The organism is Microbulbifer mixtoriginis (SeqCode) (assembly GCF_052467235.1).
In genome coordinates this window covers 1,490,823-1,506,491 of record NZ_CP174305.1, presented here as the reverse complement: position 1 = coordinate 1,506,491, position 15,669 = coordinate 1,490,823, and the positions used below count along the sequence as shown (strand labels likewise).

The window sequence follows — 15,669 nt, the reverse complement described above, 5'->3', positions numbered from 1 at the left end:
GACTTCAGTCATAAAAAAGGGCAGGAAATACCTGCCCTTTCGCTTATCTAGCCCGCAGAGATTTGTGATGTTATAGGGGGAGTAACCTGGGCCGATGCAGAGCCCTGGCTTTCAATCCAGCTGTTCATTCGTGTTTCGAGAATATTTAAGGGCAGGGCACCGGCGCCAAGAAGGGCATCGTGGAAGCTGCGGATATCAAAATTATTGTCGAGTTCCTCTTCTGCTTTTGCACGTAGCTCCTTAATTTTTAATTGCCCTAATTTATAGGCCAGTGCCTGTCCAGGCCAAACCAGGTAGCGATCAATTTCCACGGTGACATCGTGCAGAGGCTTGGCACTATTTTCCATAAAATAGTCAATTGCCTGCTCACGGCTCCAGCCCAGCTGATGCATGCCTGTGTCTACAACCAGACGCACGGCGCGCCACATATCGTAGGTCAGCGCCCCAAACTCGCTGTAGGGATCTTTGTACAAACCCAGGTCATAACCGAGGCTTTCGGAGTAGAGGCCCCAGCCTTCCACAAAAGCGGTATAGAGAGCCATGCGTCGCAATGGGTGAATATCAGCTTGCTCCTGGGCCAGGGCAATCTGTAAGTGGTGGCCAGGCATTGCCTCATGTACCGTCAGCGCTTCCATTTCCCATTTGGGTCGACTGGGCAGGTTGTAGGTATTGGCAAAGAAGATACCCGCGCGGCCGGCTTCGTTGGAGCCAGGCTGGTAATAGGCTGTGGTCTGTGACTGCTCCGAGTAGCCGGGAATGGGTTTAACTCCATAGGGCAGCCTGGGCAAGGTACCAAACAGGGCGGGCAGCTCGCTATCGATGCGCTTGGCAATATCCCGGTAGTCTCGTAACAGGGCCTCACGGCTGGTGTGGTAAAAGCGTGGGTCAGTGCGCAGGAATTCTGTAAAGGCCTTGAAGTCACCCTGGAAGCCTGTTTTCTGCATGACAGCTTGCATCTCTGCACGGATACGCTTCACTTCGGCCAAGCCTATGCGGTGGATTTCTTCCGGGCTAAGGTGAGTGGTGGTGCTCTTTTCTACTTTGTAGGCATACCAGCGCAGGCCGTCTGGGCGACTGCTGAGGGCGATGCCTTTCTGTGCTTCAGGAATGTATTCCCTTTCGATAAATTCCGCCATGTCTCGCCATGCCGGTAATAACTGGCTTGCGTAGATGGCGAGGGCGCGCTGGCGCAGGCTTTTTTGTTTCGCTTTGGGGATGGCGCTGGGCATTTCCGCAAAAGCACTGAGTAGAGGACTCTGCTCGGGAGTTGTGGGGATCAGCGCGCGGATCTGCCGGGGTAGATCACGCAGAGTGATTTGCGGCGGAGTAACCCCTTTTCTTAATCCCTGCTGCATTAGCGTCTGTGTCTGTGTTACCAAAGTTGGTAGCTTTGATAGGCGTGCCAGAATATCTTCGTAATCAGCAACCGTACTGCGCGGCATACTGTTGAGTACATTCGGCACATCGAGCTGGATACCGCTCATATGGGTAATGGGTTGTAGATGTTCGGGGAACTGGAAGCCCTTCACCCCACCGAGCAAATCCTGGTAAAGCAGTTGGTAGTCCAGTTGTTGCTGCTCGGGTAACTCGCTGACATCGAGGTTGCGGGTAGCACCTAAAAGTTGACGAGTCTGTTCTTGTCGAGCCTCAATGCCTCTCTTTGAGTTGTCTACCCAGCGATCATTTTGCCCTGGATAGCCCTCATAAGTGGCCTGGCTGGGAAAGCTTTCCATAATCCAGCGATAGCGCAGATCCTGTAGGGCCACCAGTCTTTCAGAGGCATTCTCTTTCGGCAGCGCCCGATAGGCCTTCTTAAAATCTTCCTGTTCCATAGCGGTTGCATTGAGGCTGGCGAACAGACCGATGGATGCGACAAGAGTTTTCTTGAGTAGTGACATCTTTCCCCCAAGGCGTGCGGAAATTGATTGATAGAAGGGCGCTAGGTCACGCGGTATCGTCAAATCAATAGTAAGCGGCTGAGTTGTGGTTCAGGACCCGATATCCCAGATGGTTATCGGGCCCTTACGGTTAGTTTGCGGCTGCGGCGCGGTCGTTAAAATTGTGCCGGTTAAGCAGCTGCAGGCGCCGGCGGATTTGTTCCTCAATGCCGCCGGCATCGAGGCCTATCTCTGCGAGTAGGTCTTTGTGTTTGCCGTGCTCAATAATGCGGTCCGGCAGGCCCAGTTGCAGTACGGGCAGGGTTCGCGCAGAGCTGTTGAGATACTCCATAACGGCGCTGCCAGCACCTCCGGCGACGGTATTTTCTTCGATGGTGACCAGCAACTGATGGCTGTCGGCCAGTTCATCAATCAGCTCTTCATCTAATGGCTTGACCCAGCGCATATCGGCGAGAGTGGCGCCCAGGCGCTCAGCCGCTGCCGTAGCGGGAGCGAGTAGGGTGCCGAAATTCAAAATGGCCACGCCGCTGCCTTTACGCAGTAGGCGGCCCTTACCGATAGGTAACTCGCGCATCTCTTCTTCTATTGCGGTGCCCATACCGGTACCGCGGGGATAGCGCACAGCGGCGGGCCCCTCGTACTTGTATGCGGTATAGAGTAATTGGCGGCATTCGTTCTCGTCGCTGGGTGCAGCGATGGCGAGGTAGGGCAAGCAACGCATAAAGGTCAGATCGAAGCTGCCTGCATGGGTTGGGCCGTCTTCACCTACAAGGCCGGCGCGGTCGATGGCGAAGGTGACATCCAGGTTTTGGATAGCAACATCATGCACCATTTGGTCATAGCCGCGCTGTAGGAAAGTAGAGTAAATGGCCACAACCGGCTTTTGGCCCTCGCAGGCGAGGCCGGCAGCAAGAGTAACGGCGTGCTGCTCGGCAATAGCTACGTCTTGGAAGCGTTTTGGAAAACGCTTGGAAAACTCTACCATGCCAGAGCCCTCACACATGGCGGGGGTAATTCCGATTAGGCGCTCGTCCTTTTCGGCGGTGTCACACAGCCACTGGCCGAAAATATCCTGATACTTGGGCAGCTTCTTCCTGCCCGGCACAGCCACCTGGACTTTGCTCTCTGGCTCCAGCTTGTTCAATGCGTGGTAACCCACCGGGTCGGCTTCAGCCGGACCAAAGCCTTTGCCTTTGGTAGTGGCGATATGCAGTAGCTGGGGACCGGGCTGGCTGCGCAGGTTGCGCAGGGTGTGCACCAGATCGTGCATGTTGTGCCCATCCAGTGGCCCAACGTAGTTGAAGCCCAGTTCCTCAAACAGAGTGCCGGGTGTGATCATGCCTTTAACATGCTCTTCGGTGCGGCGCGCCAACTGCCAGGCCTTGGGAATAGCCGATAAAATCTTGCGGCTGCCCTCGCGCATATTGAGATAGGTTTTGCTGGCAAGAATCTTGGCGAAGTAGGTAGCCAGGCCTCCGACATTTTTAGAGATCGACATGCTGTTGTCATTGAGCACAACCAACATATCCCGGCCTGTGTGAGATGCGTGATTGAGTGCTTCGAAGGCCATGCCAGCGGTCATAGCGCCGTCGCCAATCACCGCCACGACTTTGCGCTCGTCGGGGGAACCCAGGGCCATTCCCAGGGCGGCACCGATAGAAGTACTGGAATGCCCCACGCCGAAGGTGTCGTAGGGGCTCTCACTGCGCTTGGGGAAGCCTGACAAGCCGCCTTGCTGGCGCATGGTGAGCATCTGCTCGCGGCGGCCGGTGAGTATCTTGTGAGGGTAGGTTTGGTGGCCCACATCCCAGACCAAGCGGTCCTCTGGCGTGTTGTAGATATAGTGCAGGGCGATGGTCAGCTCCACCACACCGAGACCGGCGCCGAAGTGTCCGCCGGTTTGGCCGACACAATACAACAGGTACTCGCGCAACTGGTTGGCGAGTTCGGGCAGTTGGCGTTCATCGAGTGCGCGCAGCTGTGCCGGCTCGTCAATGACGTCAAGCAGCGGCGTATGCGGGCGTGTGCGTGGAATTTCTTCGAGCATCAAACGGTTCAATTGCTACAGATGGTATTAGTGAAGGGGATTGTATGCCTGTGAAGGGCATATTGCATCCCAATGACGGGGTAGAGATCCCGACTTAGTGGCCGCGTTGGACGATATAATCGGCCAGCTGCTTCAGTAGTAGTGTATCGCCGGGCAGTGTTGAAAGGGCACTTAAAGCCTCCCCGCGCAAGCCCTGGAGCTTCTCTTTTGCGCCTTTGAGCCCCAGTAGGGAGACATAAGTCGGTTTGTTGAGAAGGGCGTCTGCGCCCTGAGTTTTACCCAGAATGGCAGTATCTACTGTGACGTCAAGGATATCGTCCTGTACCTGAAAAGCCAGGCCAATGGCTTCTGCGTAGAGGGTTAGCGCTTCCAGTTGGTCGCTGGTAGCACCACCGTGCAGCGCGCCCATGCGCGCACTAGCGCGAATAAGGGCGCCAGTTTTCAGGCGATGCATCGCTTCTAGTTGTGCTAGGGTGAGGGTTTTATCCACAGAATCCAGGTCGATGGCCTGACCTGCAACCATTCCCCGGCTGCCAGATGCCTTTGAGAGCTCCGCAATAAGTAGTAGCTTCAATGCGGGTTCGGTGTTATCGGCCAACAGCAGTTCGAATGCCTGGGTTTGTAGTGCATCACCGGCGAGAATAGCGGTGGCCTCGTTGTAGGCGATATGGCAAGTGGGACGGCCCCGGCGCAGATCGTCATCATCCATGGCTGGCAGGTCATCGTGCACCAGTGAATAGGCGTGGACGCACTCAAGGGCAGCGGCGCTGGCGTCGCATCTGGCAGGATCAAAATCCACCCCACGGAAGACCTGGGCACAGGCGTACACGAGTGCTGGGCGCAGGCGTTTGCCAGGGCCCAGTGCGGCATAGCGCATGGCCTCAAAGAGCTTATTGGCACCGGGAATAGATTCTGTCAGCGTGTCGCGGAGACGGCTTTCGACACGCTGAGAGGAATCCTTGAGGAATGCACTCAGCTCGGCGGGCAGGGTAGGGGAGCTCACTTAGGAATCGCCTGAGGAGTTATCGGCTTCGAACGGCAACTCGCGAATACTACCGTTCTCCTCCATCAGCATTTTGACCTTTTGCTCGGCGCTGGCGAGTTTTTTCTGGCACTCACGGGTGAGTTTGACCCCTTGTTCAAAGTCGGCCAGGGCCTCCTCCAGGGGCAGGTCTCCTGCCTCCAGGCGTTCTACTAATTCTTCAAGAGCCTCCAGGCTCTGTTCAAAACTTGCCGATTTTTTCTTTGCCGCCATAGCATCGCCTCGTAATTGCGGGGCAACCTTAGCCGCTGGCGCGGCAGGGGTCAATTGGCATGGAGTAAGGGGTAAGAGGGAGTTATTGCAAAGCTTCCCTTGAAAGCAGGTAGTGGGCCAATGCTTTTTTCTGCTCCTCGGTGAAATCATATCTGGGCATCGGGGGGGTTGGCGTATCAAAATAGTCCGCCAGGCTTTGCACGGTGTACTTTTTGTTGAGCCCTGCTAATGGTACCTGTTGCTGGTGGCACTGCGCACAATTGTGGCTCAGGTATAGCGCTCTTCCCTCGCGCGCGGCGGTGGCATCGGTTGGTGGTGGTTTTTTGGGTACCCTAGGTGTGGTAGGTGTTCTCTCCGCGGATAACTTTACTTTTTGTGGGGTAGCGGTGGGTGAGAGACGATAGATGGCCCCCGCGTAATCGTCTGATATATAAATATTGCCCTTGCCATCTTCGGCAATTGCCACTGGCCTGCCAGAAACCTCCTTGCGGTTGTTGCTGAGGAAGCCCCAGAGGAAATCCCGCTGGGTGATTTTCCCGCCTTCATCCCAGTGTAGAGATACCACTTTGTAACCATCTTTCACGCTTCTGTTCCAGGAACCGTGCAGTGCTACTAAGGCAGCGCCGCGATAACCTGTCGGTTGTTCCGGACTTCGCAGGAAGCGGATGCCTAGAGGGGCATTATGTGCGGCGAACTCGTGTACAGGGGGGAGGGAAGCGGCAATCATTTCTTTGATGGTGGGGTCTTCATCGTCGATAAAGTCCGGGTCCGGTACCCGGTCACCATAGGCATAGGGCCAGCCGTAGAATTTTTCGGCTTGGATAAGGTTGAGCTCATCGGGTGGCAGGTTGTCACCCAGCCAATCGCGACCATTATCTGTGGCATAGAGGCCGCCATCTTTGGGTGACCAGTCAAACCCCACACTATTGCGCAGGCCGTTGGCGAATATTTTGAGGTCACTGCCATCGGGACGCAGGCGCATAATACTGGCGCGTCGACGATCTTTTTCTACACAGACGTTACAGCTGGAACCGCTACTGAGGTACAGCCAGCCATCCGGTCCCTTTTCAAGGGTTTTGGTCCAGTGGCCGCTGTCTGCCAAGCCTTTGACGATTCTCTGGTAACGCCCTGCCAGGCGGGCATCGGAGTGATCAAAGGGCACTCTGCCTACAGCATCGCTTTCCGCTATATATAGCCAGTTCTCATGCAGTAGAAGTCCGTGTGGGCGGTTTAAGTCTCCAATTAAGATGCGCTGGCTGTCGGCGCGTCCATCACCGTTACGATCGGGGGTTAATAGGGAAACCTGTCCCTTCTTGGGTTGGGATACGAGGATATCCCCCGAACGGGTTATTGCCAGCCAGCGAGCATTGGGCACATTATCTGTAAATAGTTGTAGTTGATAGCCAGTGGCGGCTGTTAAATTTTGAGTGACCTCCTGCTCGCTGGTTTTCGCGCCTCCAATGATTTGGCGCCAGGGAACGCTAATACCCGAAGAGACTGCTGTGAAGGCGCTTGAAACAACGGCGCTGAAGATAAGCAAAAAAATTAGCGTATATTTCAACGTCTTTTTCCCTGTTTCGATTGAACTTGAAATAAAGGTGTTTATAGTGGCCGCGCTCATGCACTGAGCTCCGTTTTAGCACAGTGTACTCATCGAGTCTCCCTCTCATTTATTAAAGAAATATTTCACCTTGTGAGATATGTCTTACATAAAATTCAGCAGATTACCCCTACTCTTTTTTCGCCTGATGTCCATAATTAACTGGCAGGGACGCAAAAGGGACTGCAACTCTGCGGCAAAGGATAAAAGGAATGCGCCGCTCGCCCTAAGGATATGGGCACCATCCTGTGAGACGCACCGCCCGGGCCGGATTGCCTGGGCGGTGTTTTACATGCTCGAAGACTTTATATTTGTTCAAATAACTTTTAATAGTAATTTTTTACTTAATCTTCGCTCTCTCTAATCGTTAATTATTCACGGTCGTTACTTTTTGTAAGGCAGGTCTGCTTCTATCTGGAATTTGTAATATTTATCCGCTTTAATGATGAGAGGTCGGCCATTATTGCTCGGGCCGGTGGAGGATGGCGCATTCAGCAATCAATCATTAGCAGTGCCCGTTTACGCTCTGGCATTCTCTCACTGCCGGACTCTTGTCCTCTCGCCATTGAAATCATCAGCGGGTTATCGCCTTTATCACTTTAACGCCTTATCCAAACTGGACTCTCATGTTCAGGCTTATTTGTCTATCTCTTTCTTCCAGGCAGCTTGTCAAATCAGATATTTGAGTGCCGGAAAAGCATCCGCTTGGTTAGTTGTAGTAGTAGGCCGGTTTCTTCTGTCTAACTGCGGGGAGGCGAAGTCATGCAAGCACGCATTTTGCGCCTGAATTTGGCGGGACAGCCATTGGACTGGCTCACTTGGCAGGAGGCTTCCTGTTTATACGTCCGGGATCTGGTTACCTGGTCTTTGGGGGGCATAGTACGGAGGGTAAGGGGCGGGTTTAATCGGAATGGAGAGCGTTCGGCCTTGGATCTGGCATCAATTATCGCCTGTGGCGGTGCTCGAATGGCGCGGCCACGCAACCGTCCGCCGCTTACAAACCGCGCACTTTTTTTTCGTGATGTGCACACCTGCCTCTACTGCGGAAGTATTTTTAAGTCAGCTGAGCTAACTCGAGATCATGTTATCCCTGTGTCGAAGGGAGGGATGGACTCTTGGGAAAATGTGGTCACAGCCTGTCGCCGCTGTAATCAGCATAAGGGCAATTTTTTACTTGAAGATATTGATATGGAATTACTGGCTCTGCCCTTTTGTCCCAATGCTGCAGAATATCTGGCTTTGATTAATAGTGAGCGGATTCGCGGGGATCAGATGGAGTTTCTGCGCAGCCAATTTTCCCGTAGACGGCAACAGGATTGGTTGTTGCACTAGTTGTGTTTCGTTTACTGACATTAAAAAAAGGGGCTATTGCCCCTTTTTTTAATGTCAATTTTCTGAGTGGGGTTCAAGGTAGTATTTATTTAAGCGATTGTTTTACCGCGGAACGAATTTGACCCGTCAGATATTCAGTAAAATCATGGCCATGGTTTTGCATCATTTTGGGGAACATAGAGTTGGGGGTCATTCCGGGGAAAGTATTGACTTCATTTAGGTAGAGTTCCCCTTCGTCTGTTAGGAAAAAATCGATGCGAGAGAGATCTTTCAGCTTTAGGGCCTTAAAAGTACGTATCGAAACTTCCTGAATCCAAGCCAATTGCTCTTCGCTCAGACCCTCAGCTTTAATAAACGTCTCGGCGCGACTGCCTGCGGCATATTTTTCCTTATAGGTATAAAAAGTATCTGCTGGCGCGCGGACCTCACCGGGACGAGTGGCTATGAGCTCTTCGCCATAAGTGTAAACTGCCACCTCGAGTTCGCGGGCATTGAGGGCTTTTTCTACCAATACATAGGATGAGAGGGTAAAGGCTTCTGCGATTGCATCTTCCAAATCTTCCTTATGGCTGACTTTAAAGCAGCCCACCGAGGAACCCTGGTTTGAAGCTTTGATAAAGACCGCTTCCCACTCTTCCAGTGCGGCGTGGGCCTTACTCAACTCTTCAGCCTCCAGGCTGTGTAGAAACAGATAGGGGGTGTTATCGATCCCTAGCGCGCTCAGCCACATTTTCGTTTTAATCTTGTTAAAACAAATTTTGCTCGCCTCCGGTGCTGAACCGAAATAGGGGATGCCGAACATCTCGAGTTGGGATTGCAGGTCGCCAGTTTCTCCTGGGTAACCGTGAATTGCTGGGATAACGTAATCGACATCCCAGGCATTGCCGGCTTCATCGCGAATCTTGCCATCGTAAAAGATATGATAGACGCGACCTTCTTTATCAGTCAGGCAACCGCTAGCATCCATCTCAACTCGCATCAGGGCGATATCTTCAGATTCGGCCAATTGTCCTTCAATAAAATCTGCGGTGCGCAAGGACACTTCGTGCTCGCTGCTGCCACCGCCGCAGATAAGCAAGGTGTTGATCATAAAGTTATTCCATCGTGGTGCCAGCTGGAGGTGCCAGTAAAACCTGCTGGCACTGCTGCGGCATCGTCTTGGGTTTGGGTTTTGTCGGCTGGGCCTTAGTGCCGTTCAGTATTGCGTAGAATTCTTCGCTGAACCACCAGTCCAGGTCATTCCCGCAGGGTGTGGTGCGCACTGGAGCCTGAGGCTTGCAGTCACTGCTGCCGGCCGGGCAGGCAAGCCGCACATGAAAGTGGTAATTGTGTCCCCACCAGGGGCGTACTTTGCGCAGCCATTCATTGTCGGTGCCCGAAATTTCACATAAGTGACGCTTGATGGTGGGATGGACAAAAACCCGCTCTACCCGCTGATCCTCTGCGGCCATACGCAGGATCTTGGGGACTCGTTCGTCCCAATTTTCTTTGACCAAGCGATGTTCGCGGGTATCGGCCAGAGGTATCGCGGAGATATTATCGCGCTCCCACTCTGTCAGTGCCCGCTCTGCAGCGCGCTTGTCTTGTGAAAACCAAATATCCACATCAAGGCCGGTCTGATGGCTACTGTGCCCTCCACTGCCAAAGGGACCACCTCGCGCCATGGACATATCGCCGATCTGTATTCTGCCGAGGTTATTCCGTGCGACACTCCGGGAAAAGTCCTTGAGGAAGGCGATGGTGTCCGGGTGGGCGAAGTGGCGATCGCGGCCGGTGCGCACCAGTTGATAGCCTTCGCCACGTAGAGGCAGGGTTTCTCCTCCTGCGAGGCAGCCATTGGTATAGGTGCCTATGCTGGCTGGGTTCTGTGCGCTGGGGCTCTCACTCTCCTCCCAGGGGTTGGCCTGGGCCTGATAGCTCAGGATGGCGGTGGCTAGAGCCAGAGCGCTGGCGAAGAGCTTGGTATTGGCGAACAGTTTGGGGCGATTAAATAAGAGAGACATAAATCCCTAGTTACCGATAAGTCTGGTGGTCGGGTTGCGCTGGGCGCGGACCCGACGAGTATAGACTGACAGTTTACTAGCTCTGTGACGCAAGTATCTCTTTACAGTTCCCTATCAGTTGGTCCATTTCCTGATCTGTGCCAATAGAGATACGCAGGTATTCACTGATACGGGGCTTATTGAAGTATCTCACCAGAATGCCCAGCTCGCGCAGCGCCAGGTAGAGGGCCTCGGCACCAGGGGCAGGGGGCTTCGCCAGGATGAAATTCGCTTTGGAAGGTATAACTTCAAACCCCAGTTCAAGCAGTGCCTTTTCTGTGCGAGAGCGTGTGGCGACAACCTTGCTGCAGTTGTTTTCATGCCAGGCCCTATCGCGGATGGCTGCAGTAGCCACTTCCTGTGCGATGGCATCGATAGGATAAGAATTGAAAGAGTTCTTGGCGCGCAGCAGCCCCTCAATCAGGTGTTCCTGCCCCATAGCAAAGCCGAGGCGCAGACCTGCCAGAGCATAAGACTTAGACAGGGTGTGAATGACCAGCAGATTGGGGTATTGCTCGATCAATTGGGTGGCACTTTCCCCCCCAAAATCGATGTAGGCTTCATCAATGATCACCACTCGCTCTGGTTGTAGCTGCAGTAGTGCTTCAATTCTATCGAGTGATAAGTGGCGTCCTGTCGGGGCGTTGGGATTGGGGATAATAATTCCAGCGGCAGTACCCGAGAAATCCTCTACATTGAGACTAAAGTCTTCTGAGAGGGGAATACTGCGGGACTCTATGTCGAAAAGCTGGCAGTACACTGGGTAGAAGCTGTAGGTGATATCGGGAAACAGTAAGGGTTCGTTGCGGCGGAAAAAACTATAAAAACTCAGCGCCAAAACCTCATCAGAACCATTACCGACGAAAACCTGCCTGTCATTCAGTCCATATCGCGTGGCAATGGCTGCGCGCAACTCACAGGACTCTGGGTCGGGATAGCGACGCAGGGCGTCGGCAAAATCTTTCTGTGCCAATAGTGCCAGTGCTCGGGGCGAAGCGGGGTAGGGGTTCTCGTTGGTGTTCAGTTTAATCAGAGTTGTACCGCTGGGCTGCTCACCGGGAGTGTAAGGTTCCAACTGTTCCAGGCCGGGGCTCCAAAACACTGTATTCACTGCTCTACCTCTACGTTCTCGTTTTCTGCGGAAGAGCTCTCCTTGCTCTCATTTTCCGGCTCTTCTTTTTTGATAGGAATATCAAATAGTGCGGCCGAACCGGTGATAAATTCCTGCATGGGCACCGGTTTACGCAACAACATATTATCGTATTTGAGCTCAGTGGAGAGCGCCGGTGTTTCTCGGAAGTCATCGATCGAGCTGATCGTTTCCACCAGACTGAGGCCTAAAAAGCCGAGCGGCAGTACTAGTGCTACCGCCCAGCGCCAGGCGCGCCCTAGGTTGGTGGCCAGATAACAAGCGCACCAGAGCATAGTGGGCAAAATGACAGCGAGTACCAGGAAGTCCAGAACCTCCATGGTATCCCCTATGGCGAAGTTGTAATTCAGTATACTGCCTAACCACTCCCAGACGGCGTAAGTGAGTACGCCCATAGCGGCGATGGAAAGGTGGGCAAAAAAGTGTGTTTCGTGGCGGACCACCCTGCCTACAAAAGCCCAGGCACCCGCATAAATCACCAAGCCAATCACCGCACTCACTAAGATGTTGACTGCGATGGTCCACTGATAAGTACGCGCGTAGCCGAGGTAGCTGAGCAGTACCGTGGACAGAGCTACGGCGAGTACCAGGAGGGTAGCGTACAGAGGGTTGGATAGGCTGGCAAACAGATTTTCCAGCGAATGCAGAGGGGTGGCCTCGGCAACATCGTCATCGCAATTAAATATTCGTAAGCGCGACTTACCACATTGTATTAGATCCCCAGAGGTAATCTGATGGGAGGAAATCTCCCCCGGCTTAACCGATCGGTCTTTCAGATTCCCCAGTAGCTGGCTGCCATTCACCGTATTCAAATCGTGCAGAATATAACTGCCATCTTCTTCCCGACGAATTTCTGCATGGCGCCCATCTGTGTGGATGTCTTCCAAGATTGCATCGTTGCTATAGGCGCGGCCCAGGGTGAACTTTTCACCTTTCATTCGGTAGCGCACCTGCACCCGGTGAGCGCGGTTGAGTTCTTCAATTATCAGTGCCATTGGATTTCGCTCGTGAACTTCTCGGCAAAGGCGTCGGCAGACTCCCGGGTAAAGCCGGATAGAGTAAAGTGGCTGACCAGCGCGCGATTCTTCTGGTCCACGCTGAGGCTCAAGAAAAAGATATCGTACAGATCGGGGAAGTTTTTATAGCGTCTTACACAGTAACTGGTGCGGCTAATTAGCGGTTTTTTACTGCGCTCTGGTTTGGATACGGGGCCATTGCCATTGCGCGGCTGGGAGGTAAAGTTCTGGCGGCAGCGGAAGTTGGTGACATCCTCTTCACCGGCACTGTTGCCAGGATAAAAAGTGCTCATCTGATGCTCGTATTCCGCATAAAAGCGTGCCGGTAGAAGACCTTCAGATTCGAGCCAGAAAAACTCGTACTCCACTCGACCGGTGTTAAAGTCGTCGGAGAGAAAAATCACATCCTGCCCAGTACAACCTTTATCGATGCGTTTAATAGGATTGTCGCTATCTTCCTCACTGTTGCCCCAGCACTTAATGGCGGGCACTATTTCCCCAACAACCTTGGCCTCGCCGAGGGAGCGGCGCTGCCAGTCCGCCTCCAGTATGGAGTCGATAATACGCTGTTGATTGTCGAGTAGCTGCTGGTAGGTGACCTTTTGTAGGTCCAGTGCTACATTGCGTTGATGGAAGTGCTTTAACAAGTTGATCAGTTTATCCACCGGAACCAGGAAGCTTACCTGGTTACCGGCAGTTGCCACATTGATCCCCACTACTTGGCCGCGAGTATTAATAGCCGGGCCACCACTCATGCCGGGATTAATAGAACCGGCAAAATGAATACGATCGTAAAAACTGCCTCCGGCGATACCGTTGTAAGTGCCTGGGATCAGGGTCATCCCAAGATCCAGAGGATTACCGAGGGAGACTATGGTTTCGCCTTGCTTTGGGGTTTCGGTGGCGAGTTGCAAGTATTCTTTGCCGGGCTTGTCCTGGCGTAGTAGCGCCAAGTCATTGACGACATCGATATCCAGGAGCTCCAGGGTGCCCTTGGTGCCATCGGTTGAAAGATATTCCAGTATATATTTATCCGGATCGCTAACTGCTTGCGCGACAACGTGGTAATTGGTGGCGAGTAGACCATCGGCGGAAATCTGGAATCCTGAGCCGAGCCCGGCTTTCGAATTAGAAGATTTTTCAATTAAGCGTATTTGATAGAGGCTACCGCGATAGTCGCTGTAAAGCTGCTCATATCCCTGTGCCAGCGCCAGAGTTGAGAGACAGAAGAGCACCCAGGCCAGAAAGTGGGCAGAAAAATTCGGCATTTTGTTTGATTAAATTATGGACAGAAGCGGTGATACTACGGGATATAGGGTAGTGCAACAAGCGGGCCACGGCAGGGGATAATTACTGTGCGCCCGCTTTTCAGATTTTTATAGGTAGTCGGTGATTTTCGGTTGTGCTTCTACAACTTTTTTATGTGATTCCAGATAGAAGCGGGTGAAGGTAGCATCCGCTTCCTGCGGTGAGATAAAGCCCTCACTAAATCCAGGGCTGACCGGGTCAAGATGTAAGCGCGCACAGCTGATCACATGAGCCGCTAGCTGAGCCATATTTTCATCTCCCACCGATATTCGGATTGTGGTTGCGAATATACCCGCCGCTTCCATGGCCTGAGGAGAAAGTTCGGAGTGAGAAGTAAGAGCGGGGCAAAGTACCATGGTATTGGTCTGCCCCAAGCTTACCATCTGTCCAAACGCGGGCTCCAGCGCATCGAAGAAACTCTTGAAAGCCTCAGTGGGAATCTGTGCCGCTTCCATATCAATACTAAATAATGGGGTTGGCAGCTGATAGCGCATCAAGGCTTTGCGTAGCTTCGCGTTCGGATGGCTTTCCACCGCATGGCTGTTCACACGAATTTTGCTGTGACTGGCGAAGAAATGGCTGAGGCACTGGGTATTGATACACTTGGTCAACATACGCATTTCCAAAGTGCGCATACCACAGTGCACCTCCCAGGCTTTATCCGCATCTAGGAAAGCGCCTTTGATGTAATACACATCCCAGAACATGCACTGATCCCAGTTCAGCCCCTTGGCACTGTCGCCCTTGGGAATAAACATACGGTGGTTTTCCCCAATCACCACGCCAGCGGTTGCGGCACCGGTGCCGCCAATGTCTTTGGTGTAGGAGTGCACAACAAAGTCTGGACGCTCCTCGCGATCTTGGCGTCGCAGTGGTTGGTAGAGGAAGGGGGTGGCCAGGGTGGCATCCAGGCTGATCAGAATATTTTCCTGGTGTGCAGCCTTACAGATAGCGGGTACGTCCAACATGATACCGTGGGGGTTGCAGGGCGATTCGATATAGACGTGGAGCTTGGAGCCTTGCTGAAGGGCATCGGCGTAATCTCGCTGTGTGTCGGCCAGTAGTTTTTCGAAGTCTTTACCGCTGGTGCCGTCAAACCAAACCAGCTGGATCGCCAGTTTGTCTGGTCGAGCATAAAAATCCTGTAAGAGCTGGTGTACGCCGCCATAGATATTGCGTGAGACGATTAAAATATCGTCGCGGCGCAGCTGATTGGAGAGTAGTGCGTCAATGGCGGCCATACCGGAATTGAAGTTCCAGGCCATATACTCATTGGCTGCCGGTCCGCACTCCAAATCCACAATGGCGTTGGCCAGGGAGATAGAGGTGGGGTTGAGTAGGCGAGAGTAAATATCGTGGCTGGGTTCACGGCCGCGGAAGGCGTCGTCTACCCACTCGGTACAGGCATAGATATAAGTGGCGGTGCGTGCAATCACCGGCGTAGCAGAAAAAATCGCCGGGATATTATCGAACAGTGGGTAGCCACCTCGGGTGGTGATATTGAAATCATCTCCCTGCAGACTCTGAAAGCTGGCGCGCAACGGATTTTGAAGGGTGTCCAATAATTTTGCCAGCTGGAAACTCATAAAGCGTTTGGCATTGAAGTAGGCAATTTTGTCGGACCGATCCAATCGGTTCAGGGTTTCGCTTATCTGGCCCCACAGCTGATTTAAGTTGCCCTGTGCCTGATATAACAGCGCCGCAGTTTGCTCCAGTAAACGCCCGTGCTCTGACTCCTGATCAATACAAAAATGCTGGAGTTGCTCCCGAGCAAGCTCCGCAATATTAGTGGCCTCGGTGCTGTTGCGTCGGGGAGAGAGAATTTTTACATCTTCGAGATTCGCTTCCATCGTATCCTCATCAGGTGATTCTTTTTGTTATTAGATGACTCTAACAGCCTAAGAGAAAGGATAAAATACTTGGCGTGTAATTCCTTGTAATTGGCCGTGATAGACCTGTAATTCCCGAATTCGTAAAGTAGCTACCAGTTGAGGGGGTACGGGAGATTGTGAAAGCGGTTC

12 protein-coding genes are annotated in these 15,669 nt (G+C 53.0%); 1 reads left to right on the top strand and 11 read right to left on the bottom strand.

What is annotated here, in order from left to right; genetic code table 11:
- Nucleotides 1–47: 47 nt before the first annotated feature.
- The 5 genes from ACJJIO_RS06720 to ACJJIO_RS06700 form a co-directional block, all read right to left on the bottom strand.
- The gene (locus ACJJIO_RS06720) at nucleotides 48–1,898 is read right to left on the bottom strand and encodes a DUF885 domain-containing protein (protein ID WP_444910532.1); all 1,851 of its coding nucleotides are present in this window, start codon (nucleotides 1,896–1,898) and stop codon (nucleotides 48–50) included.
- 130 nt (nucleotides 1,899–2,028) lie between these two features.
- A complete protein-coding gene (gene dxs, locus ACJJIO_RS06715; RefSeq protein WP_444910531.1) occupies nucleotides 2,029–3,945 on the bottom strand; it encodes a 1-deoxy-D-xylulose-5-phosphate synthase in 1,917 nt (638 codons plus the stop codon).
- Nucleotides 3,946–4,039: 94 nt separating this feature from the next.
- Nucleotides 4,040–4,933: a polyprenyl synthetase family protein gene (locus tag ACJJIO_RS06710; RefSeq protein ID WP_444910975.1), complete on the bottom strand. Its 894-nt coding sequence runs from the start codon at nucleotides 4,931–4,933 to the stop codon at nucleotides 4,040–4,042.
- A 15-nt stretch (nucleotides 4,934–4,948) separates the two neighbouring features.
- Complete coding sequence (locus ACJJIO_RS06705) at nucleotides 4,949–5,200, bottom strand: exodeoxyribonuclease VII small subunit (protein ID WP_444882781.1); 252 nt, start codon at nucleotides 5,198–5,200, stop codon at nucleotides 4,949–4,951.
- An 82-nt stretch (nucleotides 5,201–5,282) separates the two neighbouring features.
- Nucleotides 5,283–6,761: a DUF7133 domain-containing protein gene (locus tag ACJJIO_RS06700; protein ID WP_444910530.1), complete on the bottom strand. Its 1,479-nt coding sequence runs from the start codon at nucleotides 6,759–6,761 to the stop codon at nucleotides 5,283–5,285.
- 801 nt (nucleotides 6,762–7,562) lie between these two features.
- Here ACJJIO_RS06700 and ACJJIO_RS06695 point away from each other — a divergent pair.
- The gene (locus ACJJIO_RS06695) at nucleotides 7,563–8,132 is read left to right on the top strand and encodes an HNH endonuclease (protein ID WP_444910529.1); all 570 of its coding nucleotides are present in this window, start codon (nucleotides 7,563–7,565) and stop codon (nucleotides 8,130–8,132) included.
- Nucleotides 8,133–8,217: 85 nt separating this feature from the next.
- On the opposite strand, the gene ACJJIO_RS06690 is transcribed toward ACJJIO_RS06695, so the two are convergent.
- The 6 genes from ACJJIO_RS06690 to ACJJIO_RS06665 all read right to left on the bottom strand — a co-directional run bounded on the left by ACJJIO_RS06690 (nucleotide 8,218) and on the right by ACJJIO_RS06665 (nucleotide 15,498).
- On the bottom strand, nucleotides 8,218–9,222 hold the full coding sequence (locus ACJJIO_RS06690) for a D-alanine--D-alanine ligase (RefSeq protein ID WP_444910528.1): 1,005 nt from the start codon (nucleotides 9,220–9,222) through the stop codon (nucleotides 8,218–8,220).
- Between the two features lie 4 nt (nucleotides 9,223–9,226).
- The gene (gene mepA, locus ACJJIO_RS06685; protein WP_444910527.1) at nucleotides 9,227–10,135 is read right to left on the bottom strand and encodes a penicillin-insensitive murein endopeptidase; all 909 of its coding nucleotides are present in this window, start codon (nucleotides 10,133–10,135) and stop codon (nucleotides 9,227–9,229) included.
- 76 nt (nucleotides 10,136–10,211) lie between these two features.
- A complete protein-coding gene (gene hisC, locus ACJJIO_RS06680; protein WP_444910526.1) occupies nucleotides 10,212–11,285 on the bottom strand; it encodes a histidinol-phosphate transaminase in 1,074 nt (357 codons plus the stop codon).
- Nucleotides 11,282–12,319 carry an FHA domain-containing protein gene (locus ACJJIO_RS06675; RefSeq protein WP_444910525.1) on the bottom strand — a complete coding sequence of 346 codons (1,038 nt, stop codon included), beginning with the start codon at nucleotides 12,317–12,319 and terminating at the stop codon, nucleotides 11,282–11,284. The genes hisC and ACJJIO_RS06675 overlap by 4 nt, the downstream gene beginning before the upstream one ends.
- Nucleotides 12,310–13,608 carry a S1C family serine protease gene (locus ACJJIO_RS06670; protein ID WP_444887207.1) on the bottom strand — a complete coding sequence of 433 codons (1,299 nt, stop codon included), beginning with the start codon at nucleotides 13,606–13,608 and terminating at the stop codon, nucleotides 12,310–12,312. The genes ACJJIO_RS06675 and ACJJIO_RS06670 overlap by 10 nt, the downstream gene beginning before the upstream one ends.
- A 108-nt stretch (nucleotides 13,609–13,716) precedes the next feature.
- Nucleotides 13,717–15,498, bottom strand: coding sequence for a trans-sulfuration enzyme family protein (locus tag ACJJIO_RS06665; protein WP_444910524.1), 1,782 nt, complete (start codon nucleotides 15,496–15,498; stop codon nucleotides 13,717–13,719).
- Nucleotides 15,499–15,669: the final 171 nt, after the last annotated feature.

Excerpts from the sequence above, each read along its gene's own strand:
- ACJJIO_RS06720 (WP_444910532.1), bottom strand. The coding sequence starts at position 1,898 with ATGTCACTACTCAAGAAAACTCTTGTCGCATCCATCGGTCTGTTCGCC.
- dxs (WP_444910531.1), bottom strand. The coding sequence starts at position 3,945 with ATGCTCGAAGAAATTCCACGCACACGCCCGCATACGCCGCTGCTTGAC.
- ACJJIO_RS06705 (WP_444882781.1), bottom strand. The coding sequence starts at position 5,200 with ATGGCGGCAAAGAAAAAATCGGCAAGTTTTGAACAGAGCCTGGAGGCT.
- ACJJIO_RS06695 (WP_444910529.1), top strand. The coding sequence starts at position 7,563 with ATGCAAGCACGCATTTTGCGCCTGAATTTGGCGGGACAGCCATTGGAC.
- ACJJIO_RS06690 (WP_444910528.1), bottom strand. The coding sequence starts at position 9,222 with ATGATCAACACCTTGCTTATCTGCGGCGGTGGCAGCAGCGAGCACGAA.
- mepA (WP_444910527.1), bottom strand. The coding sequence starts at position 10,135 with ATGTCTCTCTTATTTAATCGCCCCAAACTGTTCGCCAATACCAAGCTC.
- ACJJIO_RS06675 (WP_444910525.1), bottom strand. The coding sequence starts at position 12,319 with ATGGCACTGATAATTGAAGAACTCAACCGCGCTCACCGGGTGCAGGTG.
- ACJJIO_RS06670 (WP_444887207.1), bottom strand. The coding sequence starts at position 13,608 with ATGCCGAATTTTTCTGCCCACTTTCTGGCCTGGGTGCTCTTCTGTCTC.
- ACJJIO_RS06665 (WP_444910524.1), bottom strand. The coding sequence starts at position 15,498 with ATGGAAGCGAATCTCGAAGATGTAAAAATTCTCTCTCCCCGACGCAAC.